The sequence below is a fragment of the Nonomuraea sp. NPDC052129 genome (assembly GCF_040680095.1).
Lineage (GTDB): Bacteria > Actinomycetota > Actinomycetes > Streptosporangiales > Streptosporangiaceae > Nonomuraea.
The window spans coordinates 197,135-223,060 of sequence record NZ_JBFAVX010000006.1; the positions used below are offsets into that span (position 1 = coordinate 197,135).

General features: G+C 71.1%; 28 protein-coding genes. 9 read left to right on the forward strand and 19 right to left on the reverse strand.

The features are described 5' to 3' along the window. Positions 1-42: 42 nt before the first annotated feature. The 5 genes from AB0L53_RS16885 to AB0L53_RS16905 form a co-directional block, all read right to left on the reverse strand. Entirely contained in the window at positions 43-531 is a 489-nt protein-coding gene (locus AB0L53_RS16885) for an Lrp/AsnC family transcriptional regulator (RefSeq protein WP_363994101.1), read from the reverse strand. Positions 532-554: 23 nt separating this feature from the next. After that, a complete protein-coding gene (locus tag AB0L53_RS16890) occupies positions 555-1,148 on the reverse strand; it encodes an ATP/GTP-binding protein (protein WP_363994104.1) in 594 nt (197 codons plus the stop codon). Between the two features lie 284 nt (positions 1,149-1,432). Further along, the gene (locus tag AB0L53_RS16895; RefSeq protein ID WP_363994107.1) at positions 1,433-2,269 is read right to left on the reverse strand and encodes a terpene synthase family protein; all 837 of its coding nucleotides are present in this window, start codon (positions 2,267-2,269) and stop codon (positions 1,433-1,435) included. A gap of 214 nt (positions 2,270-2,483) precedes the next feature. Continuing rightward, positions 2,484-2,993 (reverse strand): tetratricopeptide repeat protein, encoded by a 510-nt coding sequence (locus AB0L53_RS16900; protein ID WP_363994110.1) that lies wholly within the window; start codon positions 2,991-2,993, stop codon positions 2,484-2,486. A 19-nt stretch (positions 2,994-3,012) separates the two neighbouring features. Next, positions 3,013-3,582, reverse strand: coding sequence for an ATP-binding protein (locus AB0L53_RS16905; RefSeq protein WP_363994113.1), 570 nt, complete (start codon positions 3,580-3,582; stop codon positions 3,013-3,015). Between the two features lie 263 nt (positions 3,583-3,845). Here AB0L53_RS16905 and AB0L53_RS16910 point away from each other — a divergent pair, with 263 nt between their 5' ends. The 3 genes from AB0L53_RS16910 to AB0L53_RS16920 all read left to right on the forward strand — a co-directional run bounded on the left by AB0L53_RS16910 (position 3,846) and on the right by AB0L53_RS16920 (position 6,134). After that, a complete protein-coding gene (locus AB0L53_RS16910; RefSeq protein ID WP_363994116.1) occupies positions 3,846-4,814 on the forward strand; it encodes a helix-turn-helix domain-containing protein in 969 nt (322 codons plus the stop codon). A gap of 112 nt (positions 4,815-4,926) precedes the next feature. Beyond that, positions 4,927-5,319 (forward strand): VOC family protein, encoded by a 393-nt coding sequence (locus tag AB0L53_RS16915; protein ID WP_358540795.1) that lies wholly within the window; start codon positions 4,927-4,929, stop codon positions 5,317-5,319. An 11-nt stretch (positions 5,320-5,330) separates the two neighbouring features. Continuing rightward, positions 5,331-6,134 (forward strand): alpha/beta hydrolase, encoded by an 804-nt coding sequence (locus AB0L53_RS16920; RefSeq protein ID WP_363994119.1) that lies wholly within the window; start codon positions 5,331-5,333, stop codon positions 6,132-6,134. A 60-nt stretch (positions 6,135-6,194) separates the two neighbouring features. Here AB0L53_RS16920 and AB0L53_RS16925 read toward each other — a convergent pair whose 3' ends face one another. Next, entirely contained in the window at positions 6,195-7,304 is a 1,110-nt protein-coding gene (locus tag AB0L53_RS16925; RefSeq protein ID WP_363994122.1) for a Xaa-Pro peptidase family protein, read from the reverse strand. 144 nt (positions 7,305-7,448) lie between these two features. Between AB0L53_RS16925 and AB0L53_RS16930 the strand changes: the two genes are divergently transcribed. The 3 genes from AB0L53_RS16930 to AB0L53_RS16940 all read left to right on the forward strand — a co-directional run bounded on the left by AB0L53_RS16930 (position 7,449) and on the right by AB0L53_RS16940 (position 11,159). Next, the gene (locus tag AB0L53_RS16930) at positions 7,449-8,696 is read left to right on the forward strand and encodes a SpoIIE family protein phosphatase (RefSeq protein ID WP_363994125.1); all 1,248 of its coding nucleotides are present in this window, start codon (positions 7,449-7,451) and stop codon (positions 8,694-8,696) included. Positions 8,697-8,764: 68 nt separating this feature from the next. Next, positions 8,765-9,661, forward strand: a complete 897-nt coding sequence (locus AB0L53_RS16935; RefSeq protein ID WP_363994565.1) for a 5'-3' exonuclease — start codon at positions 8,765-8,767, stop codon at positions 9,659-9,661. 79 nt (positions 9,662-9,740) lie between these two features. Next, positions 9,741-11,159 carry an RNB domain-containing ribonuclease gene (locus AB0L53_RS16940; protein ID WP_363994128.1) on the forward strand — a complete coding sequence of 473 codons (1,419 nt, stop codon included), beginning with the start codon at positions 9,741-9,743 and terminating at the stop codon, positions 11,157-11,159. 73 nt (positions 11,160-11,232) lie between these two features. Here the strand turns inward: AB0L53_RS16940 and AB0L53_RS16945 are convergent, their stop codons facing one another. The 3 genes from AB0L53_RS16945 to AB0L53_RS16955 form a co-directional block, all read right to left on the reverse strand. Beyond that, positions 11,233-11,403, reverse strand: a complete 171-nt coding sequence (locus AB0L53_RS16945; RefSeq protein ID WP_357951746.1) for a hypothetical protein — start codon at positions 11,401-11,403, stop codon at positions 11,233-11,235. Positions 11,404-11,606: 203 nt separating this feature from the next. Then, complete coding sequence (locus AB0L53_RS16950; RefSeq protein ID WP_363994131.1) at positions 11,607-14,330, reverse strand: DEAD/DEAH box helicase; 2,724 nt, start codon at positions 14,328-14,330, stop codon at positions 11,607-11,609. Positions 14,331-14,371: 41 nt separating this feature from the next. After that, positions 14,372-15,001 (reverse strand): TetR/AcrR family transcriptional regulator, encoded by a 630-nt coding sequence (locus AB0L53_RS16955; RefSeq protein ID WP_363994133.1) that lies wholly within the window; start codon positions 14,999-15,001, stop codon positions 14,372-14,374. Positions 15,002-15,055: 54 nt separating this feature from the next. Between AB0L53_RS16955 and AB0L53_RS16960 the strand changes: the two genes are divergently transcribed. Next, positions 15,056-16,537 (forward strand): MDR family MFS transporter, encoded by a 1,482-nt coding sequence (locus AB0L53_RS16960; protein ID WP_363994136.1) that lies wholly within the window; start codon positions 15,056-15,058, stop codon positions 16,535-16,537. Here the strand turns inward: AB0L53_RS16960 and AB0L53_RS16965 are convergent. From AB0L53_RS16965 to AB0L53_RS16990, 6 genes are read right to left on the reverse strand one after another with little or no spacing between them, the layout of a single operon-like run. Further along, positions 16,530-17,417 (reverse strand): YegS/Rv2252/BmrU family lipid kinase, encoded by an 888-nt coding sequence (locus AB0L53_RS16965; protein WP_363994139.1) that lies wholly within the window; start codon positions 17,415-17,417, stop codon positions 16,530-16,532. The genes AB0L53_RS16960 and AB0L53_RS16965 overlap by 8 nt on opposite strands. 16 nt (positions 17,418-17,433) lie before the next feature. Beyond that, entirely contained in the window at positions 17,434-18,288 is an 855-nt protein-coding gene (tatC, locus tag AB0L53_RS16970; RefSeq protein WP_358540774.1) for a twin-arginine translocase subunit TatC, read from the reverse strand. Between the two features lie 33 nt (positions 18,289-18,321). After that, the gene (gene tatA, locus AB0L53_RS16975; RefSeq protein WP_363994143.1) at positions 18,322-18,642 is read right to left on the reverse strand and encodes a Sec-independent protein translocase subunit TatA; all 321 of its coding nucleotides are present in this window, start codon (positions 18,640-18,642) and stop codon (positions 18,322-18,324) included. A 28-nt stretch (positions 18,643-18,670) separates the two neighbouring features. After that, complete coding sequence (locus AB0L53_RS16980) at positions 18,671-18,871, reverse strand: hypothetical protein (protein ID WP_358540770.1); 201 nt, start codon at positions 18,869-18,871, stop codon at positions 18,671-18,673. Continuing rightward, on the reverse strand, positions 18,868-19,833 hold the full coding sequence (locus tag AB0L53_RS16985; protein WP_357649564.1) for a WYL domain-containing protein: 966 nt from the start codon (positions 19,831-19,833) through the stop codon (positions 18,868-18,870). Before AB0L53_RS16985 ends, AB0L53_RS16980 begins: the two co-directional genes overlap by 4 nt. Continuing rightward, positions 19,830-20,780, reverse strand: a complete 951-nt coding sequence (locus AB0L53_RS16990) for a WYL domain-containing protein (protein ID WP_363994146.1) — start codon at positions 20,778-20,780, stop codon at positions 19,830-19,832. The genes AB0L53_RS16985 and AB0L53_RS16990 overlap by 4 nt, the downstream gene beginning before the upstream one ends. 39 nt (positions 20,781-20,819) lie before the next feature. Between AB0L53_RS16990 and AB0L53_RS16995 the strand changes: the two genes are divergently transcribed. Further along, a complete protein-coding gene (locus tag AB0L53_RS16995) occupies positions 20,820-21,917 on the forward strand; it encodes a DUF3866 family protein (protein WP_363994149.1) in 1,098 nt (365 codons plus the stop codon). Here the strand turns inward: AB0L53_RS16995 and AB0L53_RS17000 are convergent. Further along, positions 21,863-22,351: a DUF3291 domain-containing protein gene (locus tag AB0L53_RS17000; protein WP_363994568.1), complete on the reverse strand. Its 489-nt coding sequence runs from the start codon at positions 22,349-22,351 to the stop codon at positions 21,863-21,865. The two genes, AB0L53_RS16995 and AB0L53_RS17000, sit on opposite strands and share 55 nt — an antisense overlap. Positions 22,352-22,375: 24 nt before the next feature. Beyond that, complete coding sequence (locus AB0L53_RS17005; protein WP_363994151.1) at positions 22,376-23,032, reverse strand: helix-turn-helix domain-containing protein; 657 nt, start codon at positions 23,030-23,032, stop codon at positions 22,376-22,378. Positions 23,033-23,138: 106 nt separating this feature from the next. Between AB0L53_RS17005 and AB0L53_RS17010 the strand changes: the two genes are divergently transcribed. Continuing rightward, entirely contained in the window at positions 23,139-23,921 is a 783-nt protein-coding gene (locus AB0L53_RS17010; protein ID WP_363994154.1) for a GNAT family N-acetyltransferase, read from the forward strand. Positions 23,922-24,001: 80 nt separating this feature from the next. Here AB0L53_RS17010 and AB0L53_RS17015 read toward each other — a convergent pair whose 3' ends face one another. Both AB0L53_RS17015 and AB0L53_RS17020 read right to left on the reverse strand, forming a co-directional pair. After that, positions 24,002-24,898 carry an FKBP-type peptidyl-prolyl cis-trans isomerase gene (locus AB0L53_RS17015; RefSeq protein ID WP_363994157.1) on the reverse strand — a complete coding sequence of 299 codons (897 nt, stop codon included), beginning with the start codon at positions 24,896-24,898 and terminating at the stop codon, positions 24,002-24,004. Positions 24,899-24,978: 80 nt separating this feature from the next. Next, complete coding sequence (locus tag AB0L53_RS17020) at positions 24,979-25,923, reverse strand: FKBP-type peptidyl-prolyl cis-trans isomerase (protein ID WP_363994160.1); 945 nt, start codon at positions 25,921-25,923, stop codon at positions 24,979-24,981. Between the last annotated feature and the right edge of the window lie 3 nt (positions 25,924-25,926).

Genomic DNA, 25,926 nt, shown 5'->3' on the forward strand with positions numbered 1-25,926 from the left:
GTCATCGGACAGAGCGAGCCTGCCAGGACCGGTGGCCCGCCGTCAGGCAGGGGGAGCCGAAGTGGGCGCCGGACCGTCGGCGCCGTCGCCCGCCACGTCGGGCGGCCGGTGCTCGTAGGGGGTGCTCAGCACGACGGTGGTGCGCGTGGAGACGTTCGCCGACGCGCGGATGTGCTGCAGCAGCTCCTCCAGCGCCAGCGGCGTGGCGACGCGCACCTTGAGGATGTAGCTCTCGTCGCCCGCCACGCTGTGGCACGCCTCGATCTCGGCCAAGTGGGCCAGCCGCTCGGGCGCGTCGTCGGGCGCGGCGGGGTCGATCGGCTTGATGGACACGAACGCGGTCATCGGCAGCCCGATCGCGTCATAGTCGATGATCGCGGCATAACCGCGCACGACTCCGCGCTTCTCCAGCCGGCGCACCCGCTGGTGCACCGCCGAGACCGAGAGCCCGGTCTCCCTGGCCAGATCGGTGAAGCTCATCCGGCCGTCCCTGGCGAGCAGCGTGACGATCTGGCGGTCGATCTCCTCCATCGGTCAAAGGTAGCCGGTGATGGTCACGACATGGTCCCGACCGGGGTGGCTCCCTGGCGCATGGCGTGCTCGACCAGCGTGATGAGCACTTCCCGGCCGGAGTCCTTCCTGCGGGCGTCGCAGCGCACGATGGGAATCTCCGGTTCGAGGCCGAGCGCCGACCGTACCTCGCCGACCGTGAAGGGGCGCGCGCCGTCGAAGCAGTTGAGCGCCACCACGAACGGCTGCCCCCGCCGCTCGAAGTAGTCGATGGCCGGGAAGGAGTCGGCCAGCCGACGCGTGTCGGCCAGCACCACCGCCCCGAGCGCGCCCATCGCCAGTTCGTCCCAGACGAACCAGAAGCGTTCCTGGCCGGGCGTGCCGAACAGGTACAGCATGTAGTCGTCGCGGATCGTGATCCGGCCGAAGTCCATCGCCACGGTGGTGGTCGGCTTGGCCTCGACGCCCGACAGGTCGTCGATGTCCACGCCGATGTGCGTGAGCGCTTCTTCCGTACGCAGGGGACGGGTCTCGGAGACCGCGCCCACCATGGTGGTCTTGCCCACGCCGAACCCGCCCGCGATCAGAATCTTGATCGCGGTCGGCAACCGCCATCGATCAGAGCGACCGAAGTCCATCCAGCACCGCCTGTACATCCCTCCGCGGCCGTGCCGCGCATGCACAAATCCGCCCTGAGGAGCCGTGGTCAGTGGAACCTGTCAAGGCGCAGAGAAAAGGTCGAGCCACGTGCCTGGCATCGAGACACCCTAGCAACGCCACATATTCCACTCAAGCCACAATCATCCTCAGGAATCAATATGTCACGGTTTGTCGTATCTAGACCAGTTATTCGCCCCCCGTTCATCCAAGGGTAAAGGCCCCTGTCATGGGAGGTTGCGAGACCGTAACGGCTTCAGAGGGCCTAGCCGGAAATACCGTGCAAACCGGCGTTGAACCCGATCTGTCGCCGCAGGTAGGCGGCCGTGCGCGGACTGCGTTCGCGTACCGGCTTGAGCAATTCCAGCGCCTCGCGCGCCAGCTCCCCCATCGCGTCCGTGACCTCGGTACGGCTGACGCCGAGCATCAGCACGTTCAGGTCGCCCCAGCTGACGTCCTTGCGGTAGGAGGCGAGGTCGCCCAACAGGTGCAGATAGCGCTGCACGTGCGCGCTGACGGCCCGCAGCTCCTCCAGATGACGCCTGGCCCACTCGTCGCCCGCGTAGATCCAGTACGACAGGTCCACGAAGCAGGACCCCCGGCTGTCGGCGTTGTCCAGGTAGCGGGCGAAGGTGGGGACGGCCCGGGTGTCGCGCCACACCCACGCCCTGGCCATCGCGTCGAACATGCCGGCCAGCTGGTCGCGCCAGAGCGGGTGCAGGTCCTCGAAGTCCTTGACCGTCGCCAGCTCGTCGCGCAGGTCGGCCAGGAAGCGGGTGACCGCGGCCCGCGGCGCCGCGCCGTCGGCCACGTCCAGACAGTCGCGAATCAGGGCCTCCACCTGAGACCGCGTCGTCGTCGTGTGGCCCACCAGGCGGTCGACGGCCGACACCCAGAGCGACGTCCGGTTGACGATCTTGAGCGCTTCGGACGTGGCCCAAGGGGCGCTGAAGGCGCCGGTCAGCGCCAGCGCGGTGTAGAAGTCGGAGTCGAAGGCCGCCCGTGGGAACAGCCCACCGTACATCTGGGCGCAACGACGTAGATCCCGGCCGCACTCCGCGGCGAGCGCGCACGCCAAGCCCAGCTCGTACGCTTCATTCAACTCGTCGTCCGGCATCCTAGAGCCGCTCGATCGGCATGCGGATCATGGGCGACGACCCCCCAAACCGGCATTTCTGCCGCTACTGGCGAATTTTCACATGATCATCCACATTTGATCAAGGTAGGGACACGGCCGCACCACCCCCCACAGTCACCGCGCACTGTCACCCCCATGTCATCCACCGTGTTCAGCATCCACCGTTCGGGCCGCTCTGTCAGCCATCCTTTCCGCCACTTGTGGGCCCGCTCCTCGGTCCCGCTCGGCCCCCCTCAACCCGCGCCTCAGCCCGCCCCGATCGCGACGAACGAGACGTCGTCGCCGCGGGCCTCGCTGAGCGCCTCCGCTCGAGGTCGTCGAGCGCCTCACCGTGCCGGCCGAGGATCCAGCGGGCACCGGCCCGCCGGAACAGTACCCGCGCCCGGGTGGTGCCGAGAGAAAGGGCGGCGGCCGTGTCGAGCGCGGACAGGCCGGGCCTGGTGCGGCCGTGCTGGAGGAGCGCGATGCCGAGCGTGGCCAGTACGTCGGCCTCGCGGTCGGCCGAGCCGGAGCGCCGTGCCAGCCGTACCGCCTGCCGCAGCTCGCGGATCGCCGCGTCGAGGTCGCCGAACTCGCGGCGCAGGATGCCGATCGCCTGACGCGCTATCGAGCTCTCGTACGGCCTGCGGCCGTCGGCGAGCATGGCGGTGGCGGCCGTCATGGCCTGTCGCGGACGCGCGAACACCATGGCCAGCACATCGTGCGGATCATCCGGACTCCGGGAATCGGCAGCTGACGACCACGAGGACGCGGCCGGTGCGCAGGCGGCCCAGCAGGTAGCCAAGCGCCCGCAGCGACGCCCTGTCGGCCCACTGGGCGTCGTCCACGAACACGACGACGGGGCCGTCGGCCTGCAGGCGCCCGACCAGTTCGCACAGCGCCTCCCCCACGAACCACAGGTCCCGTGCCGCCGCGCTCCTGGTAACCGCATCTGCCAAGCCGCTCCGCCTCGGCCTGGCGCCCCGTAGCCCGGCCCCCCGCAGGCCGGTCCCGCCCGGTCCGGACCCACCGACTCCTGTGTTCGCCGGCCCGGTGCCGTCCAGGACGGACCACGGCTGGTCGGCGAGCTGGCGGACGATCCCGTACCGCAGGTGCCGCTCTGCCTCGTCCCCGCTCGCCGCCAGCACCCGCACGTTCGCCTCTCCCCCGAGTACCTGGCGGAGCAGCGCCGTCTTCCCGATACCCTCGGGCCCCTCTATGACCATCCGCCGCACGGCGCCCTTGCCCGCGGCACGCAATTCCCCGCGCACCAGGGCGAGCTCCGTTGCTCTCCCCACGAATGCTCTCCCAACGAAGACTCTCCCCACGAAGACTCTCCCAACGAAGACTCTCCCGCCGAACATCCCTTCTCCCTCCGTTGCCCCTCGACTTCCCAGAGCACGCGCGGCGGCTTCTGATACACCTCTTTTCATCGCAAACCTGCAGCGAAGTGGCGGTAATCGCTTTCCAGTCGTCCGATGTGCGCAGCAGTCAGCGTTGTCCGCCGCTGAAAGGCATCATTAGCATTGGCGGGGTTTGGCCGACGGAGAGGGCGGTGGGGATGGCTGTCCTGATTCGTACCCGTGACGTGCCCGCCGCGCGCAGATACGAGGAGTGGCGCAGCATCGTCTGTGACACGCTCGGCCCCCTCGACATGCGGATGGATCCGGACGTGCCGCTGCGGGGCGCGATCGACGCGGGGCAACTCGGTTCGGTGGGTGTGGGCATCGTCCAGACCTCGACGCCGCACAGCGTTCACCGGACGCCTGGCATGATCCGCCGCGACAGCCCCGAGCTCTATCGGGTGGTACTGGCCATGTCGGGCCGGCCGCTTCTGGCGCAGGACGGCCGGGAGGCGCAGCTTCGGCGCGGCGAGTTCGCGATCTACGACTTCGCGCGGCCGTACGAGCTGGCCTATGACTCGGCGGTGCATCTGGCGGTGTTCAGTTTTTCCCGGGAGATGCTGGCTCTGCCCGTCGATTCCATCGCGAAGCTCACGGCCGTTCCGATCACCACGGACGGCGGAACGGGTGCCCTCGCCGCACCCCTGCTGCGCAGGGTGGCGCTGGATCTGGAGACCTATCAGCCGGCCAGCGCGGCGCGGCTGTCCACCGTGGTGACGGATTTGGTCACCACGGCCGTCGCCGAACGCGCCGACCAGAACGACACGCTGCCGGTGGAGTCGCGATCACGAACGCTGCTGCTGCGCGTCCACACCTTCATCGAACAGCACCTGGGCGAACCCGGCCTCGACCCCGCCACCATCGCGGCCGCGCACCATGTGTCCGTGCGGCAGTTGCACCGGCTGTTCGAGACGCAGGACACCACAGTGGCCGCCTGGATCAGACATCGGCGGCTTGAGCGGTGCCGCAAGGACCTGGCCGACGTCGCACTCCGGGATACCTCGGTGAGCGTGATCGCGGCCAGATGGGGGCTGCCTGACTCGGCCCACTTCAGCCGCTTGTTTCGGCACGCGTACGGGCTGCCGCCCGCCGAGTATCGCCGCACGTGCCTCGTACCGGGTGGCTGAAAGCCCTGGCACGGAAAGTCAATCGGACGGCGCCAGGGTGCAAGCGGCGCGGGCTCGTGATCAGCAGACTGAAGTTGTCCGCAAGACGCTGTGCTGAGGAAAGGACCCAGCGATGTCCACCACTCTGTTCGTCAACCTGCCGGTCAAGGACCTGGACCGGTCGAAGACGTTCTTCGGCGAGCTCGGCTTCCCCTTCTTCGGGGCGACCGATGACATGGCGTCCGTGGTGATCAGTGAGCAGACCCAGGTCATGCTCCTGACGGAGCCGACGTTCGCCTCCTACGCCAGGACGGAGGTCGCCGACCCGACCAAGAGCACACAGGTGATCATGGTTCTGGGTCTCGACAACCCCGCGCAGGTCGACGAGATGGTCGACAAGGCGCTGGCGGCGGGTGCGACCGCCGTCGGTGAGCCGCTGAACGTCGCGGGCCGCTACCAGCGGGGCTTCGCCGACCTCGACGGTCACCACTGGGCTGCTCTGTGCCTGGCGACCCCTGAGGGCTGAGGGGCCCTGCCATGAGCCATCCCGTGACCGGCAAGGTCACCTCGGCCGACGGCACGCCGATCGTCTTCGGCCGGTCCGGGACCGGACCGGCCGTCATCCTGGTCCACGGCGCGTTCACCGATCGGACTCACCCCACCCTGCGCGGTGTGGCCGAGGCGCTGGGGTCATGGTTCACCGTGTTCAACTACGACCGTCGCGGACGTGGCGAAAGCGGCGACACCCAGCCCTATGCCGTCGAGCGTGAGATCGAGGACCTGGCCGCCCTCATCGAGACGGCGGGCGGGCCGGCCATGGTGTTCGGCGGCTCCTCGGGCGCCGCTCTGGCGCTGGCCGCCGCTCCGAAGCTGGCCATCGCGAAACTCGCCGTGTGGGAGCCGCCGTACCACGTCGACGACAGCGCGCCCAGCCTGCCGTACGACTTCGCGTCTCAGCTGGAAGACCTGGTCAAGCGGGGTCGGCGCGCGGAGGCGATCGAGCTGTTCATGGTCGTGGCCGCCGAGGTCCCCGTCGAGGCGGTGGCCGCGATGCGTGTCCAGCCCTCCTGGCCGCAGCTGGAGGAGATCGCCCACACCTTGGCGTACGAGGCCGCCGTCTTGGGGCCGGCGAACGCCCTTCCCGCCGAAGTTCTCGCCTCGATCGCGCAACCCGTGCTCGTACTGACGGGTGGGGACAGCCCTCGGTGGATGGCCGAGGCGGGAAGAGCGGTCGCCGAAACCGTGCCCCGTACGGTCCACAGAATCCTGGAGGGCCAGACCCACAACGTGGCGCCTGAGTCTCTCGCCCCGGAACTGCTGGAATTCTTCACCATCGCCTGAAGAGTGCGCCCCCGCTCGCCGGCCCGCCCACGGGGCCGGCGAGCGGACGTCACGGGACCGTCAGACGATCACCAGCTCGCGGGAGGTGACGTTCAGCCGCTCTCCCCCGGTCTCGGTGCACACCACGATGTCCTCGATGCGCGCCCCATGCCGGCCGGGCAGGTAGATGCCCGGCTCGACGGAGAAGGCGAAGCCCGGCTCCATCGGCTCGGCGTTGCCGGACACGATGTACGGCTCCTCGTGTGTCTCCACGCCGATCCCGTGCCCGGTGCGATGGATGAAGTAGTCGCCGTAGCCCGCCTCGGCGATCAGGTCGCGGGCCGCCGCGTCGATCGACTCGCAGGGCACGCCCGGCCGTACGGCGGCGCAGGCGGCGTCCTGGGCGCGGCGCAGCACCTCGTAGTACTCGGCGAAGTCGGCGGGCGGCGAGCCGACGGAGTACGTACGGGTGGAGTCGGAGCAGTAGCCGCTGTGGAACTGCCCGCCGATGTCCACCACCACCGGCTCGCCCGCCTGGATGACCCGGTCGGACACCTCATGGTGCGGGCTGGAGCCGTTGGGGCCCGAGGCGACGATGACGAAGTCGACCGTCTCGTGCCCGGCGGCCAGGATCGCCTCGGCGATGTCCCGGCCGACCTCGCGCTCGGTGCGCCCGGCCCGCAGGAACTCCGGCACCCGCCGGTGCACCGCGTCGATCGCCTCTCCCGCCTCGCGCAGCGCCGCCACCTCGACCGGGGACTTGCGCATCCGCAGCTCGCGCAGCACGCTCCCGGCCAGCACCTGCTCGGCCTCCGGCATGACCTCGCGGAAGCGCAGCGACGCCATCGCCCACATCCGGTCGGCCAGCCCCACCTTGGCCACCCGGCCGAGCCGCGAGGCGGCGATGCGGTAGGGGTCGTCGGTCTCGTCCCACGCCACGAAGTCCAGGCCGAGCCGCGAGGCGGGCGAGGCCTGGGCGGCGGGCAGTTCGAGCCGGGGCACCATCATGTAGGGCTCGCCGGCGGCGGGAACCACCAGGCAGGTCAGCCGTTCGAGCGGCTTGGCGTCGTAACCGCTCACGTAGCGCAGGTCGGGGCCAGGGGTGAGCAAAAGGGCGTCGAGGCCGGACTTCGCGGTGGCCTCCTGGACGGCGGCCAGCCGGGACACGGGATACAAGTCTGAGGACGTCACAGGCACAATCTACTCGGACCGCTCCTCCTAAAATCCGCGAAAAGCTCTCACAACGCGAGAAGCCATGGCTACACTCCGCCCACAGACAGTCACGTACTGTGGTGTCAAATGTCCCCTTCCACCCGCGTTCCGAGAGAGAGGCTCATGGTCGACGTCTGGGGTAGCCACCAGCGCCGCCCGATGAGTGCGGCCGACCTGGTCCGGCAGCTCGCGGAGCCGCCCGCGGCCGAGCGCGACGCCGAGATGCTCGCCGTACGCCTGGCGCACGCCGAACGCCTCGGCAACATGGGCTGGGCCGAATGGAACCTCCACACCGGGACGGCCACCTGGTCCGACCACGTCTACCTGATCTTCGGGCGGGACCGGGAGGACGGGCCGATCCGCCTGCCCGACCTGGCGGCACACGTCGAGCCCGGCGACCTGGGCGCGCTCGACCAGCTCCTGTGGAGCGTCGTGCAGGGCGTGGAGCCGGTGCAGGCGGAGTTCCGCATCCGGCGGGGCGGCGAGCTGCGCAACATACGGGTCGTGCTGGAGCCGCTGATGGCGCCCGGCGGGCCGGAGGGCGTGCACGGCGTGGTCCAGGACATCACCGGCCGCCGCCGCGCCGAGCGCATCATGTCGGAGTCGCGCCGTCAGTTGCTGGAGGCCCGCGAGAAGGCGGCCGAGGAGCGCCACGTGATGCTGGCGCTGCGCGAGGCGATCCTGCCCGAGCCGGTCGGCTGCCTCGACCTGCCGTGCACCCGGATCGCGGTCCGCTACGTGCCGGCCGAGAAGACCTCGAACCTGGGCGGCGACTGGTTCGAGGCCGCCGCGCTGCCCGATGGCCGGGTGCTGCTGGCGATCGGCGACGTCTCGGGCCACGGCCTGCCCGCCATCGCGCACATGGCGCAACTCCGCCACGCCCTCATCGGCCTGACGATGACCGGCGAGCCGCCGAACCGGCTGTTGGCCTGGCTGAACGAGCTGGTCATGCACCGGCTGCACGAGACCACGGCGACCGCGGTGATCGGCCAACTCGACACCGCGAGCCGGGTCTTCACCTGGAGCCAGGCGGGCAACCTGGCGCCGATCCTGGTCCGCGACGGCGTGGCGGGCCCGCTGGGCCAGCCGAAGGGCGTCCTGCTCGGCGCCACCGACCAGCCGTACGGCCTGGCCACCACGCGGCTGCGCGACGGGGACGTGCTGCTGCTGTTCACGGACGGGCTGGTGGAGCGGCGCACCCGCGACATCGACGAGGGCCTGGCGCTGGCCACGGCGGCGGCCTGCGAGCTGCCGGGCCGCGACCTGGACGCCGGGCTGGACCGGCTGCTGGCCGGCATCGGCGGCCCCAACCCGGAGGACGACGCCTGTCTCCTCGCGGTGGGGCTGGGCGGAGGGCTGGGCGAGAGCTGAGCGGAGCCGGGAGTCCGGGCCGGGAGTGGGCGGCCGACCTGCGGAGGTGCGACCATAGGCGGGTGCTGATGCTTCTCGACACCCCGTCGCTGTACTTCCGCGCCTTCTATGGCATCCCGGAGTCGATCACCGCGCCCGACGGCTCGCCGGTGAACGCGGTGCGCGGCCTCATCGACATGATCGCCACCCTGGTGCGCCACCACTCCCCCACCGAGCTGGTCGCCACGATGGACGCCGACTGGCGCCCCGCCTTCCGGGTGGCCGCCATCCCGACGTACAAGGCGCACCGGGTCGCCCACGGCGACGTCGAGGAGGTGCCCGACGCGCTGGTGCCGCAGATCGCGGTCATCGAGCAGGTGCTCGACGCGCTCGGCATCGCCCGGCTGGAGGCGCCCGGCTACGAGGCCGACGATGTGATCGGCACGCTGACCCACCGCGCCGGCGGGGCGGTCGACATCGTGACGGGCGACCGCGACCTGTTCCAGCTGGTCGACGACGCCCGACCGGTGCGCGTCCTCTACACCGTGCGGGGCATCCGCAACCTGCAGACGGTCGACGAGGCGTTCGTGACGGACAAGTACGGCATTCCCGGCCGTACCTATGCCGACTTCGCGACGCTGCGCGGCGACCCGAGCGATGGCCTGCCGGGCGTGGCGGGCGTCGGCGAGAAGACGGCGGCCGCGCTCATCACCCGGTTCGGCTCGCTCGGCGCGCTGCTCGACGCCCTCGACACGGGCGCCACGGACGGCTTCCCGGCGGGCAGCCGCACCAAGCTGGCCGCCGCCCGCGACTACCTGCGGGTCGCCCCCGCCGTGGTGGCGGTCGCCTCGGACGCGCCACTGCCCGAGGCCGACCTGACGCTCCCGCAGAAGCCCCGCGACCCCGACTCCCTCGTACGGCTGGCCGACCAGTACGGCCTCGACAGCCCCCTCAACCGCCTGCTGGAGGCACTCGGCCAGGCATGACCGCGCGCCAGGCCCCCACCGCCACGCTGAGGAGTTCATGCGGAGCAGGCCGAGGAGCTTGTGACGATAGGTTGCTCTTGTGACGAACATCCGGGTACCCAGCGACGTCCCCGCCCGCCTAGACGACGGGTTCGAGCGGATCCGGCGGGAGCAGCGGCTGCCCGGCGAGTTCCCGAGAGCCGTGCTGGACGAGGCCGACTGGGTGGCGTCGGTGCCCAGGTTCGGCGGCAAGGACATGACGGAGCTGCCATTCGTCACCATCGACCCGCTCGGCTCGATGGACCTCGACCAGGCCGTCCACCTGGAGCGGCTGCGCGGCGGCTACCGCGTCTGGTACGCGATCGCCGACGTCGGCGCGTTCGTACGGCCGGGCGGCGCGATCGACGCCGAGGCGCGCACCCGGGGCGAGACCGTCTACCTGCCCGCGAGCAAGGTGCCGCTGCACCCGAAGGTGCTGTCGGAGGACGCGGCCAGCCTGCTGCCCGGCGTGACCCGCCCGGCCGCGGTGTGGCGGATCGACCTGGACGCGGAGGGCCGCACGGTCGGCGCCGACGTACAACGGGCCCTGGTACGCAGCCGCGAGCGGCTCGACTACGCCTACGTGCAGGCGGCCATCGACACCGACACCGCGGGCGGCGCGCTCGGTCTGCTGGCCGAGATCGGCAGGCTGCGGCTGGAGCTCGAACGCGAGCGCGGCGGCGTCACCCTGCCCACCCCGGAGCAGGAGGTGGTGCCCGACAGCGACGGCTACCGCCTCGAATACCGGCTGCCGCTGCCCGCCGAGGCGTGGAACGCGCAGATCTCCCTGCTCACCGGCATGGCGGCGGCCTCGATGATGCTCGACGCGGAGATCGGCGTGCTGCGCGTGCTGCCGGCGCCGCGCTCCGGCGACCTGGACAAGGTACGCCGGGTGGCCGACGCGCTGGGCGTCCCGTGGCCCGGCGGCGCCTCCTACGGCGACGTGGTCCACGACCTGGATCCGAAGAACCCGCAGCAGGCGGCGTTCCTGCACGAGTCGAGGGTGCTGCTGCGCGGCGCCGGCTACGTGGCCTTCAACGGCGAGCCGCCGAAGCTGGCCGAGCACGCCGCGGTGGCCGCGCCGTACGCGCACGTCACGGCGCCGCTGCGGCGCCTGGTCGACCGCTACGCGACGGAGGTCTGCCTGGCGATCGCCGCGGGCGAGCCGGTGCCGCAGGACGTGACGGAGGCGCTGACGGGCCTGCCGGAGATCATGTCCGGGACCGGTCGCCGCGCGGGCGCGGTGGAGCGCGCCTGCGTGGACCTGGTGGAGGCGTTCCTGCTGCGCGACCGCGTCGGCCAGGCGTTCGACGCGATGGTGATCGACGTCGACGAGCGCCGCGAGGGCGGCCAGGTCCAGATCGCCGACCCGGCGGTGATCGCCCGCTGCGACGGCCCGCTCCCCCTGGGCGAGCAGGTCTCGGTACGCCTGACCCAGGCCGACCCGGCCACCCGCGAGGTCCGCTTCACCCTGGCGTAACAGAGCAGTGCCCCTGACATGACGGAGCCGCGCGCAGGAGGCCAGGCCCCGCACGCGGCTCCATGAGTTCCGGCTACCGCTTGAGGGGCTTCCAGGCTGCCCCCAGCCCCATCAGGTGCAGCGCGACGCAGAGCAGCCCGGCGGTGCTGAGGGTGGTGGCCGTGAGCACGCCGCCCACGGCGACGTTGGCGATCTCGAAGATCAGCGCGAGCAGGAACAGCACCGCGGCGATGAGAGCGAACATGGCGACCTCCGGCTTGTCAAAACCCGCTTCGACCTGGGCATTTCCACACCGAACCGCCCGGAAACTGACCTCATGGTGACGTTGCGTATACAGCCCACTACATCACCTTGACCGGACGGTCAGTCGGACAGGAAGGCCCTGGTCAACAGGGCCCTTAGACCTGAAGACAGAGCCGCAACAGATCAAGACGGAGACGCAACGCATCAAGACAGGGACGAATACGCGACCACCCCCCGGCGCATGGCGTCCATGGCTTTGGCGGCGGTTTGCTTGATCTTGCTCCCCTGCGGAGCGGCGTGCCCCAGCTGGCCGAGCAGGTCCATCAGCTGCTTCACCCAGCGCACGAAGTCACCGGCCGCCAGCTCGTTGCCGTTGATGCCGTCCATGAGCACCGCGTCGAGGCTGTGCCCCTTGGTCCAGCGGAACGCCGCCCACGCGAACCCCAGGTCGGGCTCACGGATCGTGGACAGCCCGTGGTCGGACTCGATGCCCTCCAGCTCGCCCCAGAGCCGCATCATGGCCGTCAGCGCGTCCTGCGCCCGCCCGGCGGGGATCTTGGGGCGGCGGGCGTCGTCGGCGTTGCGCGACTCGAAGACGAGCGCCGACACGCACGCCGCCAGCTCCGCCGGCTCCAGCTGCTCCCACAGCCCGCTGCGCAGGCACTCGGCGGTGAGCAGGTCGAGCTCGGTGTAGAGGCGGCCCAGGCGGCGGCCCTCGTCGGTGACGGCCTCGTCGTGCAGGTAGCCGAGCTGCTCCAGCACCGAGCAGATCCGGTCGAAGGTGCGGGAGATGACGTGCGAGCGGCCCTCGACCCGCCGCCGCAGCCCTTCGGTCTCGCGCTGCAGCTTGTGGTAGCGCTCGGCCCAGCGGGCGTGGTCCTCCCGCTCGTCGCAGCCGTGGCACGGGTGCTGGCGGATCCGCCGGCGCAGCTCGTTGATCTCCTCGTCCTCGACGGCGTGGTCGCGGGCCCTGGTGGGCTTGCCCAGGTCGCGGTCGCCGATCTTGGCCAGCAGCGTGGAGACGAGGTTGGCGCGCTCCTTCGGCGAGCGGCCGTTGAAGTTCTTCGGGATGCGCAGCTTCTCGATCGGCTCGACCGGGACGGGGAAGTCGGCCGGATCGAGCTTCTTGACCTGCTTGCCGATCGTCAGGACCAGCGGGCTGGGGCCGGTGCCGCGTGGGTTGCGCCCCGGGTCGAGCACGATCGCCAGCCCGGCCCGGCGCCCGCCCGGCACACGGATGACGTCGCCGGGCTGCAGCGCCTCCAGCGACTTGACGGCCGCGGCCCGGCGCGCGGCGCCGCGCTGCTTGGACAGCTCGGCCTCGCGGTCGGTCAGGCGGCGGCGCAGCGCCGCGTACTCGGGGAAGTCGCCCAGGTGGCAGGTCATCGCCTCCTGGTAGCCCTCCAGCGCCTCCTCGTGCTTGCGCAGCTGCTTGGCCAGCCCGACGACCGCCCGGTCGGCCTGGAACTGGGCGAAGGACTCCTCCAGCAGCGTGCGGGCGCGCTCGCGGCCGAACTGGCCGACCAGGTTGACGGCCATGTTGTACGAAGGCTGGAAGCTGGAGCGCAGCGGATAGGTGCGGGTCCCGGCGAGCCCGGCGACCGACAACGGATCCATGCCGGGCTGCCAGAGCACCACGGCGTGGCCTTCGACGTCGATGCCCCGCCGCCCGGCCCGGCCGGTGAGCTGGGTGTATTCGCCGGGGGTGAGGTCGGCGTGCGTCTCGCCGTTCCACTTGTCGAGCTTCTCGATGACCACGCTGCGGGCGGGCATGTTGATGCCGAGCGCCAGCGTCTCAGTGGCGAAGACCGCCTTGACCAGGCCGCGGGTGAACAGCTCCTCGACGACTTCCTTGAAGGCCGGCAGCATGCCCGCGTGGTGGGCGGCCAGGCCGCGCTCCAGGCAGTCGCGCCACTCCAGGTAGCCGAGCACGGACAGGTCCTCGTCGGGCAGGTGCGCGGTGCGCTCGTCGACGAGCTGCCGGATCTCGTGCCGCTCCCGCTCGTCGGTGAGCCGGATGCCGGCGTGCAGGCACTGCAGGACGGCCGCGTCGCAGCCGGCGCGGGAGAAGATGAAGGTGATCGCGGGCAGCAGCGCCTCGGAGTCGAGCTTCTCGATCACCTGGGCGCGGTCCGGCGGGCGCGAACGCTGCGGCCGGCCGTAGCCGCGCCGGCCGCGCCCGGCGGTCAGCCGCTCGGTGTCGCGGGTCACCCGCATGAGCGTGGGGTTGATGCGCGGCGTCAGGTCGTCGGTCATGAACAGGTCGTAGATGCGGTTGCCGATCATCATGTGCTGCCACAGCGGCACCGGCCGGTGCTCGTCGACGATGACCGTGGTGTCGCCGCGTACCTCGCCCAGCCACTCGCCGAACTCCTCGGCGTTGCTGACCGTCGCCGACAGCGCCGCCAGCCGGACCGACTCGGGCAGGTGGATGATGACCTCTTCCCAGACGGCACCGCGGAAGCGGTCGGCCAGGTAGTGGACCTCGTCCATGACCACGTAGCCCAGCCCGCCCAGCGTGGCCGAGCCCGCGTAGAGCATGTTGCGCAGCACCTCGGTCGTCATGACGACGATCGGGGCCTCGCCGTTGACGCTGTTGTCGCCGGTCAGCAGCCCGACCTTGGCCGTGCCGTAGCGCTTGACCAGGTCGTTGTACTTCTGGTTGGACAGCGCCTTGATCGGAGTGGTGTAGAAGCACTTGCGCCCCTGCTCCAGGGCCAGGTGGACGGCGAACTCGCCGACCACCGTCTTGCCGGAGCCGGTGGGGGCGGCCACCAGCACCCCGTCGCCCGCTTCCAGAGCGCGGCAGCCGTCGACCTGGAAGTCGTCGAGCTCGAAGTCGTAGAGGCCCCGGAACGATCCGAGAGCGGCTCCGTCGTCCCCGTATTTCTCGCGGAAGGCCGCGTACCGCTCCGCTGGACTCGTCATACCCGTCACCCTACCGAAATCGCTATTCCGGTCCGTCCCGGCTAGCCCGCCAGATAGTCACCCAGGCCCCCGCGCAGCAGGTCGAAACCGGCGTTGGCCGCGGCGACCGCGTCGGGGTATGCCTCCTCGGCGCTCTGCCCGAGGTAGATGCGCCGGCTGTTCTGCACCTGCAGGGTGCGCAGCAGCGCGTAGAGCTGCCCGGCGGCGAACGGCGCGCGCGGGTCGCCGGGCCGCTCCCGCTCGATGGCCTCGGTCATCGCCCCCTCGGCCGCGATGTGGAACATCAGCAGCCTGGCCGCCAGCGAGGGCGTCTTCCTGAACAGCTGCAGCTGTGCCGTGTAGGCCGGAGCGTCGTCGAGCCCGGTCTCGGGGGCGTGGCGGGCCAGCCGCTCCAGGAACTCGCGGCGCGCTCCCTCGACCAGTGACTCACCCGGCCGCCGGCCGCTCACCATCTGGGCGATGTCGTTGAAGCCCTCCCCCATCACGTCGAGGACGATGTCCTCTTTCGTGGGGAAGTAGTTGAAGACGGTCATCTTGGAGACTCCCGCGCGCTCGGCGATCTCCAGGACCGACACCTCGGCGAATCCACGCTGGGTGAACAGCTCCATCGCCGTGTTGTGGATCTTCTGCCGGGTCTCCCGTTTCTTGCGCTCGCGCAACCCCTCTTCCACAGCGCCCATCCTAACGGAGTTGACTAGGTCTAAATTTTGACCCAGTCTACGAATATGACCGAAGCGCAGAAACGGATCGCCATGGTCGGCGTGCTCCTCACGCTCATCCTGGCCGTGCTGGACCAGAACATCGTCGCGACCGCGTCCTGGTCGATCGTCCGCGAACTCGACCCCGTCCACGGTCTGGAGCGGCTGCCCTGGCTGGTGACCGCCTACTCCCTGGCCGCCACCGCCGCCCTGCCCCTGTACGGCAAGTTGTGCGACGTCTACGGCGCCAAGCACGTCTATCTGGGCGCCGTAGGCCTGTTCCTGGCCGGGTCCGCGCTGTGCGCGCTGGCTCAGGACATGGGGCAGCTGATCGCCTTCCGCGCGGTGCAGGGACTCGGCGGCGGCGGCCTGATGAGCGTCACGATGATCGTCGCCGCCCACCTCACCCCGCCCCAGCAGCGGGCCTCGGCGGGCGGCGCGGGCGGCCTCATCGCCGGACTCGGCCTGGTGGCGGGCCCGCTGCTGGGCGGCGTGTTCACCGACCACGCCACCTGGCGCTGGATCTTCTACCTCAACCTGCCGATCGGCCTGTTCGTCCTGGTCTCGGCCGCCATCGCGATCAGGCTCGGCGACGGCGGGCTGCGCCACCGCATCGACTATCCGGGAGCGGCGCTGATCGCGGCGGCGGCCTGCCTGCTGCTGCTGGTCGTCGAGTGGGGCGGCAAGACCTACGCCTGGGACTCGGCCACGATACTGTCGCTCACCGGCCTGGACGTGGTGCTGTTCGCCGCGTTCGCCTGGCGCCAGCTCACCGCGGCGGAGCCGATCCTGCCCTTCTCCATGTTCCGCCACCCGACGCTCAGGATCGCCCTGCCGCTGCAGCTCCTGACCGGCCTCGGCATGGCGGGCGGCATCTTCTACACGGTCATCTACCTGCAGGCGGTGGCCGGCGTCAAAGCCACCGACTCGGGGCTGTACCTCATCCCGATGGCGATCGGCATGGTCGTGTCGGGCACCATCTCCGGCCTGCTCATCGGGCGCGGTCGCGACACCAAGCCGTTCCTGATCGCGGGCATGGCCTGCGTGACGGCCGCGATGGTGCTGCTGAGCCGCCTGGAGACGGCCACGTCGTCCTGGACGCTGCGCTTGGACCTGTTCGTGATGGGCGTCGGGTTCGGCATGGTGCTGGGCATCGTCGTCATGCTCGTGCAGAACTCGGCACCGCGTTCCCAGCTCGGCGTGGCCACCACGTCGATCCGCTTCGTCCAGGTGCTCGGCTCGGCGCTGGGCACGGCCATCTTCGGCATCGTGCTGAACCGGGCCACCGAGTCGCACCTGCCGCCCGGAACCCGGGCCGGGAGCCTGGCGAGGGCGGTGCCGCCGGAGACGCGTGAACGGGTGGTGGACGCGCTGCTGTCAGGTGTGCACGTGGTGTTCCTGTCGGCGGCGGGCGTGATGGCCCTCGCCGTACTGCTCGCCGCCTTCCTCAGGACCAGCCCCGCGCTGCCCGCCGACCCGCCCGCCCCGCAACTGGTGGATCTCAGGTGATGACCCGCAGCGCTCCCGGCTGGATCTCGCACGTGATGGGGCTCGGCCCGATCCGCTCCCCGTCGGCATAGGCCACCACGTCGGGCGCCTCCAGCCGCACGCTCCGCACCCGCCTGACGGACACGGCCTGGTGAGAGACGTGCGAGCCCCGATAGACGCTCGGGAACACCCGGACGAACTCGGCCGTCGACACCGCCTCCAGGATCATCACGTCGAGCAGCCCGTCATCGGGCCGGGCGTCGGGGCAGACCCGCATCCCGGCGCCGTAGGAGGAGGTGTTGCCCACCGCGACCAGCATGGCCTCCCGCTCGATCGGCTCGCCGTCGTCGAAGGTGACGCGGAAGGCTATGGGCCGGAAGCGCCGCAGCTCCTGGACGGTGGCCAGCAGGTATCTGGCCATCCCCGGCGGCCAGGTGAGCCCGTTGGCCCGCTCGTTCACCCGGGAGTCGAACCCGCAGCACACCACCCCGGCGAACAGCTCCTCGGCCCGGCCCGTGCGCACGCGGGCGGCGTCGACCAGGCGGGAGCGGCCGCGCAGCACCGTACGGGCCGCCGCGATCGGATCCTTGCGCGGCACGCCCAGGGCATTGGCGATGTCGTTACCAGTGCCCGCGGGGATGATGCCGAGCGGCACGTCCGTCCCGGCGACGGCCTGCACGGCCAGGTGGACCAGGCCGTCGCCGCCGAAGGCCACCAGGGCGTCGGGGCGCTCGGCCACGGCGGCGCAGGCACGCTCCAGCGCGTCGGCCGCGCTGTCACCGACGATCACCGACACCTCGGCGCCGCCCGCGCGCAGGCGCCGGGCCACGGGTCCGAGCAGGCGCACCGTCCGGCCGCCTCGGGCGGCGGGGTTGACGAGCAGGACGAGTTGAGGGGCCACGCCCGGAACTTATCGCCTATCGGTCCGCATCGGAATCCTGTTCCAGGGGTGATGCCTCGTCGTCGGACAGGTGGGAGAAGTTCTCGCCGGCGGGCAGTCGCCGCTCGCGCAGGTACATGAACAACTCGGCCGCCGCGAACAGGACGATCATGGGTGCGGCCAGGGCCATCATCGCGAACGGATCGCCACCCGGCGTGATCACCGCGCCGAACACGAACATGATGAAGATGACCATGCGCCGGTGCTTGGCCACCGTCGCGTGCGACAGCGCCCCGATGACGTTGAGGAACACCAGGAAGAGCGGCAGCTCGAACGATATCCCGAAGATGGCGATCATGATCAGGACGTAGTCGAGATAGTCGTCGATCCCGATGGTGGCGACCGTGTCGTCGAGCGAGAAGCCCAGCAGGAAGCCCAGGCTGGTGTGCATGATGATGTAGGCCAGCACCGCGCCCAGGGCGAACAGCGGGATCGCCAGGAGCAGGAACACGACCGTGTAACGCTTCTCGGCGCGATAGAGCGCGGGCGTGACGAACGCCCAGATCTGGTGGAGCCAGACCGGCGAGGCCAGCACCAGGCCGACCATCGCCGACACCTTCAGCGTGATGAAGAACGACTGGAAGATGCCGCTGTAGGTCAGGCTGCAGTGGCCCTTGACGAGTTGCTGCGACTGGATGGTGTCGCAGTAGGGGGCCTTGAGGATCGCCCACACGGGGTCGAAGAAGATCCAGCCGATGACGATGCCGACGACCACCGCGATCGTCGCGATGAGCAGCCGGTTACGCAGCTCCCGCAGGTGATCCATGAGCGGCATGCGGCCCTCGGGATCGCGGGCCGAACCTTCTCCGCTCGACTTCTTGAGCAGCGCCATCTAGCAGTCCCAGGAGTGCGAGGAGGGGCAGGGTCAGGCTTTCTTGTCGGCGCTGGCGCGCAGCTTGGCGGCCTGCTCCTCCAACTGGCGAGCCTGCTCCTCCACCGACAGCGCGGGCGCGGCGTGGATGGGCTGCGGAGGCGCGGGCTGCGGCTGGGCGGTCGTCTGCGTCGCCGTCTCGACCGTGGCCGGCCGGTCGTCGTAGTCGTCTTCGCGCAGCTTGGCCGTCTCCGACTTGAAGATGCGCATCGACCTGCCGAGGCCCCTGGCCATCTCCGGCAGCTTCTTAGCACCGAACAGCAGGACGAGCACGCCGGCAATGATCAGAAGCTCAGTGGGTCCGAGGTTTCCCATGAAACGTCCTTTTTGAGCGAGTGCTGTTTCAGCCACGATCGTACGCTGCCGGAGGGTTGGTCTCATCCCCCCGGTGCCTCAATCTGGCCTGCCGCGGCTCGAGCTGGGCCCGCGCCTCGGCTACTTCACTGCTCAGACTACGCGCGGCGGACAGGAGTCGTACACCCACGACCCCGAGCGCGGCCAGCCCGGCGACGCCGAGCCCGGCCGCCACGAAGATCCAGGTCATGTCCGGTGAGCGTAGCGGCTCAGGGCCCGCTCGGCCTCCTCTCGCACCCGCTCGGCCATCGCGGGCGGCGAGAGCACCCTGCCGGTGTCGCCGAGGCGCAGCGCCAGCTTGAGCAGCCAGTCCTCGTCGCGGGCCCGCAGCGCCACCCGCAGCCGTCCCTCACCCAGCTCGGTGACCTCCTCGCACGGGTAGTACTCGGCCACCCAGCGCCCGGCGGCGGTCACCTCAAGCTCGACCAGCTCGTCGGTGGGCGAGGGCCGGAACACGCCCTGCGCCACGTCGATCGGCTCGGCCTCGGCGGGCGGGTCGGCGGCCACCTCGAGCACCTCGACGCCGAGCATCCGGTCCAGCCGGAACAGCCGCATCGCCTCGGCCCGGTAGCACCAGCACTCCAGGTAGGTGCGGCCGTCGACGACGACCAGCCGCATGGGGTCGACCTCGCGCGGCGTCACCTCGTCGCGGCCCGGCACGTAGTAGCGCAGCGACAGGCGGCGCCGCCTGGTCAGCCCCTCGCGCACGCGCAGCAGCGCGTCGGGGGTGGCGTCGACGTCGACCGCGACCTGGCTGCTGACGGCCGCCGCGCCCTCCCCGGCGGCCCGCTCCAGCTTGGCGACCACCCGGGGCAGCGCGTCACCGGGCACCTCGGCCAGCTCCGGCATGGCGGCGAGCATGCGCAGCGCGACCAGCAGCGCGCTGGCCTCGTCGATGCCCAGCCGCAGCGGCCGGGCGATGGTGTCGGCGTTGTCGATGAGGATCTCGCCGCCGTCCCACGACACGTCGATCAGGTCGCCGGGCGTGTGGCCCGGCAGCCCGCACATCCACACCAGCTGCAGGTCATCGATGAGCTGCTTCTCGCTCAGCCCGAACACCCCGGCCACCTCGCCGAGCTGCGCGCCCGGGTGCGACATCAGGTACGGCACCAGCGCGAGCAGCCTCGGCAGCCGGTCGGCGGATCCACTCACGCCAGCGCTCCCTTCAGTCGGCGGATGACGGCCTCGCGGGCGTCGGGCGGCCCGACCACCTCGACGTCGGCGCCCAGGCTGGCCATCCAGCCGGCCAGCCGTTCGGGGTCGGTGAAGCCCAGCTCGACCTCGTCCCACCCGTCTGAGCCCACACGCTCGGCCGTGGACAGCTGCCGCAACCCCTCGCAGGCGCCCTCACGTACGCGGATGACCGCCGTGCGCCCTTCGACCGGCTCCTCGGGGAAGCCGACCATGGCCCGCAGGTCGACGCCGGGCGGCACCTCGACCGAGCCGGGCCGCCCGACGGTGGCGACCTGCCCGGTGATGCGGCTGAGCCGGAAGGCGCGCGGCGCGTCGCGGCCGCGGTCGAACCCGGCGAGGTACCAGCGGCCCCGGCGGCTGACCACGCCCCAGGGCTCGACGGTGCGGCTGCGGACGCTCTCGCTGCCGGCGCTGCGGTAGTCGAAGCGCACCAGGCGCCGGTCACGCACCGCGTCCCACAGCGCGGGGAAGGCCGGGTCACGGGTGTCGAGGCGCAGCTCCAGCGCCCCTGCCCCGATGGTCTCGTCGGTGGCCACGCCGCCCGCGCGCAGCTTGAGCAGCGCCCCGGAGGCGGCCTCGGCGAGGCTGGCGCGCTGCCACACCTGCGCGGCCAGGCCGAGCACGGCGGCCTCGTCGGCCTCCAGGGTGATCTCCGGCAGCTCGTAGGACTGGCGCTCGATACGGTAGCCGGGCTCGTCCTCCCACGGGTCGCGCACCACGTCGATGGGGATGCCGATCTCGCGCAGCTCGTTCTTGTCGCGCTCGAACATCCGCTGGAACGCCTCGTCGCCATCCCGGTCATAACCGGGGACGGCCTGGCGGATCTGCTCGGCCGACAAAGGGCGGCGGGTGGCGAGCAGGCAGATCACCAGGTTCAGCAATCGCTCGGTCTTGCGGCGCGACATCCTGCCTCACTCCTCCTTCAACGACGCTACCCTGCCCGAGTGATCAGATGGCGCAAGGGCGAGGTCGTGCGGATCCGGCGCGAGTGGCCGGGAGCCATGGAACTGGACGTCGCCGTCTCCGGAGGGGACCACCAGCCGGGCGTCGAACCCGGCGGGACGTACCGGGCACTGGCCTATCCGCTCCTGGTGGGCCGTCCGGAACCCGGCGACGAGGTCCTGCTCAACACGACGGCACTCGCGATGGGTCTCGGTACGGGAGGTTACGCCATGGTGGTGGCAGTCCCGAACCGTTTACCGGAAGATCCGCAGGGACCTGGGCACCTGGTGAAGGCCCGCTACACCCCGTTGCAGGCCACCGTGCTCGGCGCTGACGAGCAGGACTCGCCCTTCCACGAGGTTCTGCGCGAGGCCGACTCGGTCGACGGCATGCCGGTGGTGGTCGCCGACCTGCACTCGGCCTTGGCGCCGATCCTGTGCGGCCTGTACGAGGCGCGCCCGGGCGTACGCGTCGCCTACGTGATGCAGGACGGCGGCGCGCTGCCCGCCTGGTTCTCGATGGCCTGCGCGAAGTTGCGGGAGATCGACTGGCTGGCCGGGGTGGTGACGGCGGGACAGGCGTTCGGCGGCGACGTCGAGGCGGTGACCGTCCATACCGGCCTGCTGGCCGCCAGGCACGTGCTGGAGGCCGACGTGGCGATCGTCACGCAGGGACCCGGCAACCTCGGCACGGGCACGCGGTGGGGCTTCTCGGGCGTCTCGGCGGGCGAGGCGGTCAACGCCGCCGCGGTGCTGCGCGGCCGCCCGGTGGCGGCGCTGCGGGTGAGCGAGGGCGACCTGCGCGAGCGCCACCTCGGCGTCTCGCACCACTCGCTGACCGCCTACGGCCGCGTCGCGCTGGCTCCGGCGCGGGTGGCGGTGCCGCTGCTGCCTGGTGAGTTCGGGGAACGGGTCAGGGACCAGTCCGAGCTGCTGGCCGTCCGGCACGAGCTGGTGCCCGTGCCGGTCGGCGGCCTGCACGAGGCGCTGCGCGACTCGCCGGTCAGGCTCTCGACGATGGGCCGGTCCCTGGAAGAGGACCTGGCCTACTTCCTGGCCTCGGCCGCGGCGGGCAGGTGCGCGGCCTCGCTGCTGTCGTAGGAGTCCTTGTACGTGAACGCCTCAGGGCTGGGTCCCTCGGCCTTGAGGCGTTCCAGGCGCGCCATGCCCTCGGCGAGGGTCGGGATGTGACCCTCGGGGATCCACCACATCACCATGTACGGCTCGGCCATCCGCAGGAACCACTCCCTGCGGCGGCGCAGCACGTCCAGATGGGCGCTGCGGTAGACGTAGTTCCACAGTGAGTCGAGCGACTCCCACACCGAGAAGTTGAGCAGCAGGTGGTCGCCGTACTCGTGGGTGAGGGTCGCGGTCGGATCCTCGTCGCTCTCTTTCATCCGCCACACGAATCCGGGATAGCCGTCGGCGAGGGTGTTGATGGGCTCCAGCGCGGCGACGAACTCGGCCAGCTCGGGGCTGTCGATCGGGGCGCGCATGTGGGCGATGTTCAGCTCGGCTAGATGCATGACGCTCAGCACACCACCCCTCCTTCTTCTATGTCAATCTTCTTTTGTTTTAGAGTCTTTCGTCTCCGAAAGAGCCACGCAACACTCGCCCGGCCGCGGATCCAGCCGGGCCCGCCCGGGATCGTCGCCGAGCCCTTCGAGCACCCCCTGGCACAGAGCCAGGTTCATGGAGCACACGAGCAGCGGCTGCTCGTGGCTCAGCACGTGGAAAGGGCAGTTGCGCATCCGCAGCGTGCCGCCTTCGGCGTAGGGCTCGTAACCCCGCTCACGCAGCACCGCCTCGACAGGCTCACTCCGCCCCCGGCCCAGCCGCTCCCCCGCCGCGCGCGCCGCCTTCTCGGCCGCCTCCTCGGCGCCGAGGGAGTCGACGACCTCGGCCAGCACCGAGGCCAGCGCCACGTAGTCACGCGGCGGCAGACTCACCGACCGCTCTCCCCCGGCCCTGCGGTAGACCTTCGCGGGCCGCCCGCTGCCGGGCCCCTTCTTCTCCTGCTGCCTGAAGGTGCTCTCCAGCAGCCCGGCGTCGACGAGCTTGTCCAGGTGGTGCCCGGCCAGCGTCCTGGACACTCCGGTGAGCTCGGCCGCCTCTCCCCGGCCCAGGTCGCCGCCGCTGCCCGCCACGGCCTCGTACAGGCTGCGCCGCACCGGATCGTGCAGCAGCGCCAGGGCCTCGAGGTCGTCATCGCTCACAGCGGGAGTCTAGGCGCCCCTCTCCACCGCGGACCGCACCGCCATCTCCCGCCGGCGGCCGTACCGCCATCTCCCGGCGCAGGCCGCACCCCCTAGGCTTCTCCCCGTGAGCGAACCCTCCCCCCTTCTCGCCGCCTACGACCGCACCAGGCTGCGTGTCCCCGAGCACCCCGCCGACGGGCTCGTGTACGAGATGGACGGCCCGCTGCTGCGCGTCACCGGCAGATTCCGCGGCTTCGTCGAGGGCCCGCCCGTGCTCGGCGTCGAAGGCGACCGGCTGGACGCGCTGATCGCCCGCCAGCGCGACCACTTCGCGGCCCGCGGCGAGGCCGTCGAGTGGAAGACCCGCGCCCACGACCTGCCCGCCGACCTGCCGGACCGGCTCGTCCGCGCGGGCTTCGCGCCGGAGGAGCGGGAGACGGTGCTGGTCGGCGTCGCCAAGGAGATGCTGGAGGCGCCGCCCCTGACCGCCGGCGCGACGATCCGCCAGGTGACCGCCGACGCCGACCTGCGGGCCATCGCCGCCATGGAGTCCGCCGTCTGGGGCGAGGACTGGAGCTGGCTGGGCGAGGACCTGATCCAGCGGGTCACGAGCGATCCCGGCGGCATCGCCGTACTGGTGGCCGAGGCGGACGGCCGGGTGGTCTCGGCCGCCTGGCTGGTGCACATGCCCGGCACCGGCTTCGCCGGGCTCTGGGGCGGCTCCACGCTGCCGGAGTGGCGGGGCCGCGGCATCTACCGCGCCCTGGTCGCCCGGCGCGCCCAGCTCGCCGTGGCGGCCGGGGTGGACCATCTCCAGGTGGACGCCTCGGACGACAGCCGGCCGATCCTGGGACGCCTGGGCTTCCACACCGTGACCACGACCACGCCGTACGTCTGGACGCCCTGACCCCGTCCCGTTCGCTCCAGCACACGACAAGGACCGTCACAGCAGGCCGCCAGGACGTCTCGGCAGACCGCCAGGACGTCTCAGTAGGCGGCCAGGACGTCCACCACGAAGACCAGCGTGTCGGCGGCGCGGATGCCGAAGGCGGGCTGGCCCGTGGGCCCGTACCCGTAGGCGGGCGGGACGATCATCAGCACGCGGCTGCCGACCGGGACGCCCACCAGCGCCCGGTCCCAGCCCTTGATCACACTGCCGTCGCCGATCGTGAACGCCTTCGGCTGCCCGGTGCTCCAGGTGGCGTCGAAGATCCGCCGCTGCCCCCAGATGGCCCCCTCGTACTGGGTGACCAGCAGTTGCCCCGCCCGCGTCCGGCGGCCCGTCCCCTTGGCCAGCACCTTGGCGGCGAACCGGCGGGGCGGCGCGGTTGCGGGCACCGAGAGCCCCGGCCGAGCGCCGCCGGTCACCCGCACGCCCGCCATCGACCCGGCCCGCCCCTTGACCGAGGCGTTCTTCGGGTGCGCGCCGAGGATGTCGATCACGTAGAACAGGTCGTCGCCCGAGCCGACCCCCTGCGGCGGGTTCGCGCCGAAGCCGTCGGCCGGCGGGATGGCGGCGATCACCCTGCTGCCCACCTTGCGGCCCCGCAATGCCAGGTCCAGGCCGGGCATCAGCCGGCCGACCGGGAAGGCGGCGGGGGCGCCGCGGTTGAAGCTGGAGTCGACGAGCCGGTTCTCCCCGCCGTCCCAGACGTGCGCGGTGTACTGGACGATCGCCACGTCGTCCTTGCCCAGCGGCGCGCCCTTGCCCTCGGCGAGCTGGTCCACCTGCAGCCCCGCCGCCGGCTTGCCGGCCGGGAAGACGATCGTGGGCTTGGCGCCGAACCGGCCGCCCACCTTCAGCTCGGGATCGCCCGTCTCGGTGCCGGTGCAGGCCGTCAGCAGGGCCAGCGGTAACAGCAGCACGGCGGTACGGCGGCGCATCGGACCCCTCCCGAGCGGGCGGGCCCGGCGACGGTGTCGTCGCCGGGCCCGGAGATGCTACCGCGTTATCAGATCACCCGTCAGTAAGCCGACAGTACGTCCACCACGAACACCAGGGTGCTGTTGGCCGGGATGCCGTTCTGCTCCTGCTTGCCGTAACCGAGGTCCGGCGGGATGCTCATCACGACCCGGCTGCCGACCGGAACCCCGGCCAGGCCCTGCTGCCAGCCCTTGATCACGTTCGCGAGCGGGAACGAGGCCGGCTCACCCTTGGTCCAGCTGGAGTCGAAGACCTTGTCGGTGCCCCAGATCTTGCCCGTGTAGTGGGCGACCACGGTCTGGCCCTCCTTGACCTTCGCGCCGGTGCCCTGGATCACGGTCTTGACCACGAGCTCCTTGGACGGCTTGTCCTTGGTCTTGGTGGTCAGCTCGGGCGCCTTGTCACCACCCGGGTTGACGACCTTGACACCCTTGATGCTCTCGCCGACCTCCTTGCCGGTGGCCGCCTTGAGCGCCGCGGGCGGCGCCCCGACCACGTCCACGACGAACACCTTCGTCGGCTGCGGCTGCTGGCCCTGCTGCTGCGGCTGCTGAGCGGCGTCGGCGGCCAGCACGGCCAGCACCCGGCCGCCGTGCTTGACCTTGGAGAAGCCGTCCTGCAGCACCTGCGGCAGCTGCTGGTCGACCGCGATGGTCTCCGGCGCCTTGGAGTCGTAGGAGGAGCCTTGGAAGGCGTTCTGCTTGCCGTCCCAGTTGTAGACGGTCAGGTTGATGATGATCTTGTCGCCGCTCTTCACCTGCGGGCCCGTGCCAGGGGTCAGCACCTCGTAGGAGGACTTGGTGGCGGGCGAACCGGCGGGGAAGGTCACCGTGGGCTTGGCGCCCACATTGCCGGTGACCTGCACCTTGCCCGGAGCGCTGCTCGCGGTGGCGGCGGCTCCGTTGGCACCCGAGTCGGAGCCGCCGCACGCGGCGGCGAAGAAGATCAAAGGCACGGCGGCCAGAGCGGCCAGAGCGCGGCGCATGGA

Bases quoted from the DNA above. Each gene is read 5' to 3' on its own strand.
- AB0L53_RS16885 (WP_363994101.1), bottom strand. From the start codon at position 531: ATGGAGGAGATCGACCGCCAGATCGTCACGCTGCTCGCCAGGGACGGC.
- AB0L53_RS16890 (WP_363994104.1), bottom strand. From the start codon at position 1,148: ATGGACTTCGGTCGCTCTGATCGATGGCGGTTGCCGACCGCGATCAAG.
- AB0L53_RS16900 (WP_363994110.1), bottom strand. From the start codon at position 2,993: ATGGTGTTCGCGCGTCCGCGACAGGCCATGACGGCCGCCACCGCCATG.
- AB0L53_RS16910 (WP_363994116.1), top strand. From the start codon at position 3,846: ATGGCTGTCCTGATTCGTACCCGTGACGTGCCCGCCGCGCGCAGATAC.
- AB0L53_RS16915 (WP_358540795.1), top strand. From the start codon at position 4,927: ATGTCCACCACTCTGTTCGTCAACCTGCCGGTCAAGGACCTGGACCGG.
- AB0L53_RS16920 (WP_363994119.1), top strand. From the start codon at position 5,331: ATGAGCCATCCCGTGACCGGCAAGGTCACCTCGGCCGACGGCACGCCG.
- AB0L53_RS16930 (WP_363994125.1), top strand. From the start codon at position 7,449: ATGGTCGACGTCTGGGGTAGCCACCAGCGCCGCCCGATGAGTGCGGCC.
- AB0L53_RS16935 (WP_363994565.1), top strand. From the start codon at position 8,765: ATGCTTCTCGACACCCCGTCGCTGTACTTCCGCGCCTTCTATGGCATC.
- AB0L53_RS16945 (WP_357951746.1), bottom strand. From the start codon at position 11,403: ATGTTCGCTCTCATCGCCGCGGTGCTGTTCCTGCTCGCGCTGATCTTC.
- AB0L53_RS16950 (WP_363994131.1), bottom strand. From the start codon at position 14,330: ATGACGAGTCCAGCGGAGCGGTACGCGGCCTTCCGCGAGAAATACGGG.
- AB0L53_RS16960 (WP_363994136.1), top strand. From the start codon at position 15,056: ATGACCGAAGCGCAGAAACGGATCGCCATGGTCGGCGTGCTCCTCACG.
- tatC (WP_358540774.1), bottom strand. From the start codon at position 18,288: ATGGCGCTGCTCAAGAAGTCGAGCGGAGAAGGTTCGGCCCGCGATCCC.
- tatA (WP_363994143.1), bottom strand. From the start codon at position 18,642: ATGGGAAACCTCGGACCCACTGAGCTTCTGATCATTGCCGGCGTGCTC.
- AB0L53_RS16980 (WP_358540770.1), bottom strand. From the start codon at position 18,871: ATGACCTGGATCTTCGTGGCGGCCGGGCTCGGCGTCGCCGGGCTGGCC.
- AB0L53_RS16990 (WP_363994146.1), bottom strand. From the start codon at position 20,780: ATGTCGCGCCGCAAGACCGAGCGATTGCTGAACCTGGTGATCTGCCTG.
- AB0L53_RS17015 (WP_363994157.1), bottom strand. From the start codon at position 24,898: ATGCGCCGCCGTACCGCCGTGCTGCTGTTACCGCTGGCCCTGCTGACG.
- AB0L53_RS17020 (WP_363994160.1), bottom strand. From the start codon at position 25,923: ATGCGCCGCGCTCTGGCCGCTCTGGCCGCCGTGCCTTTGATCTTCTTC.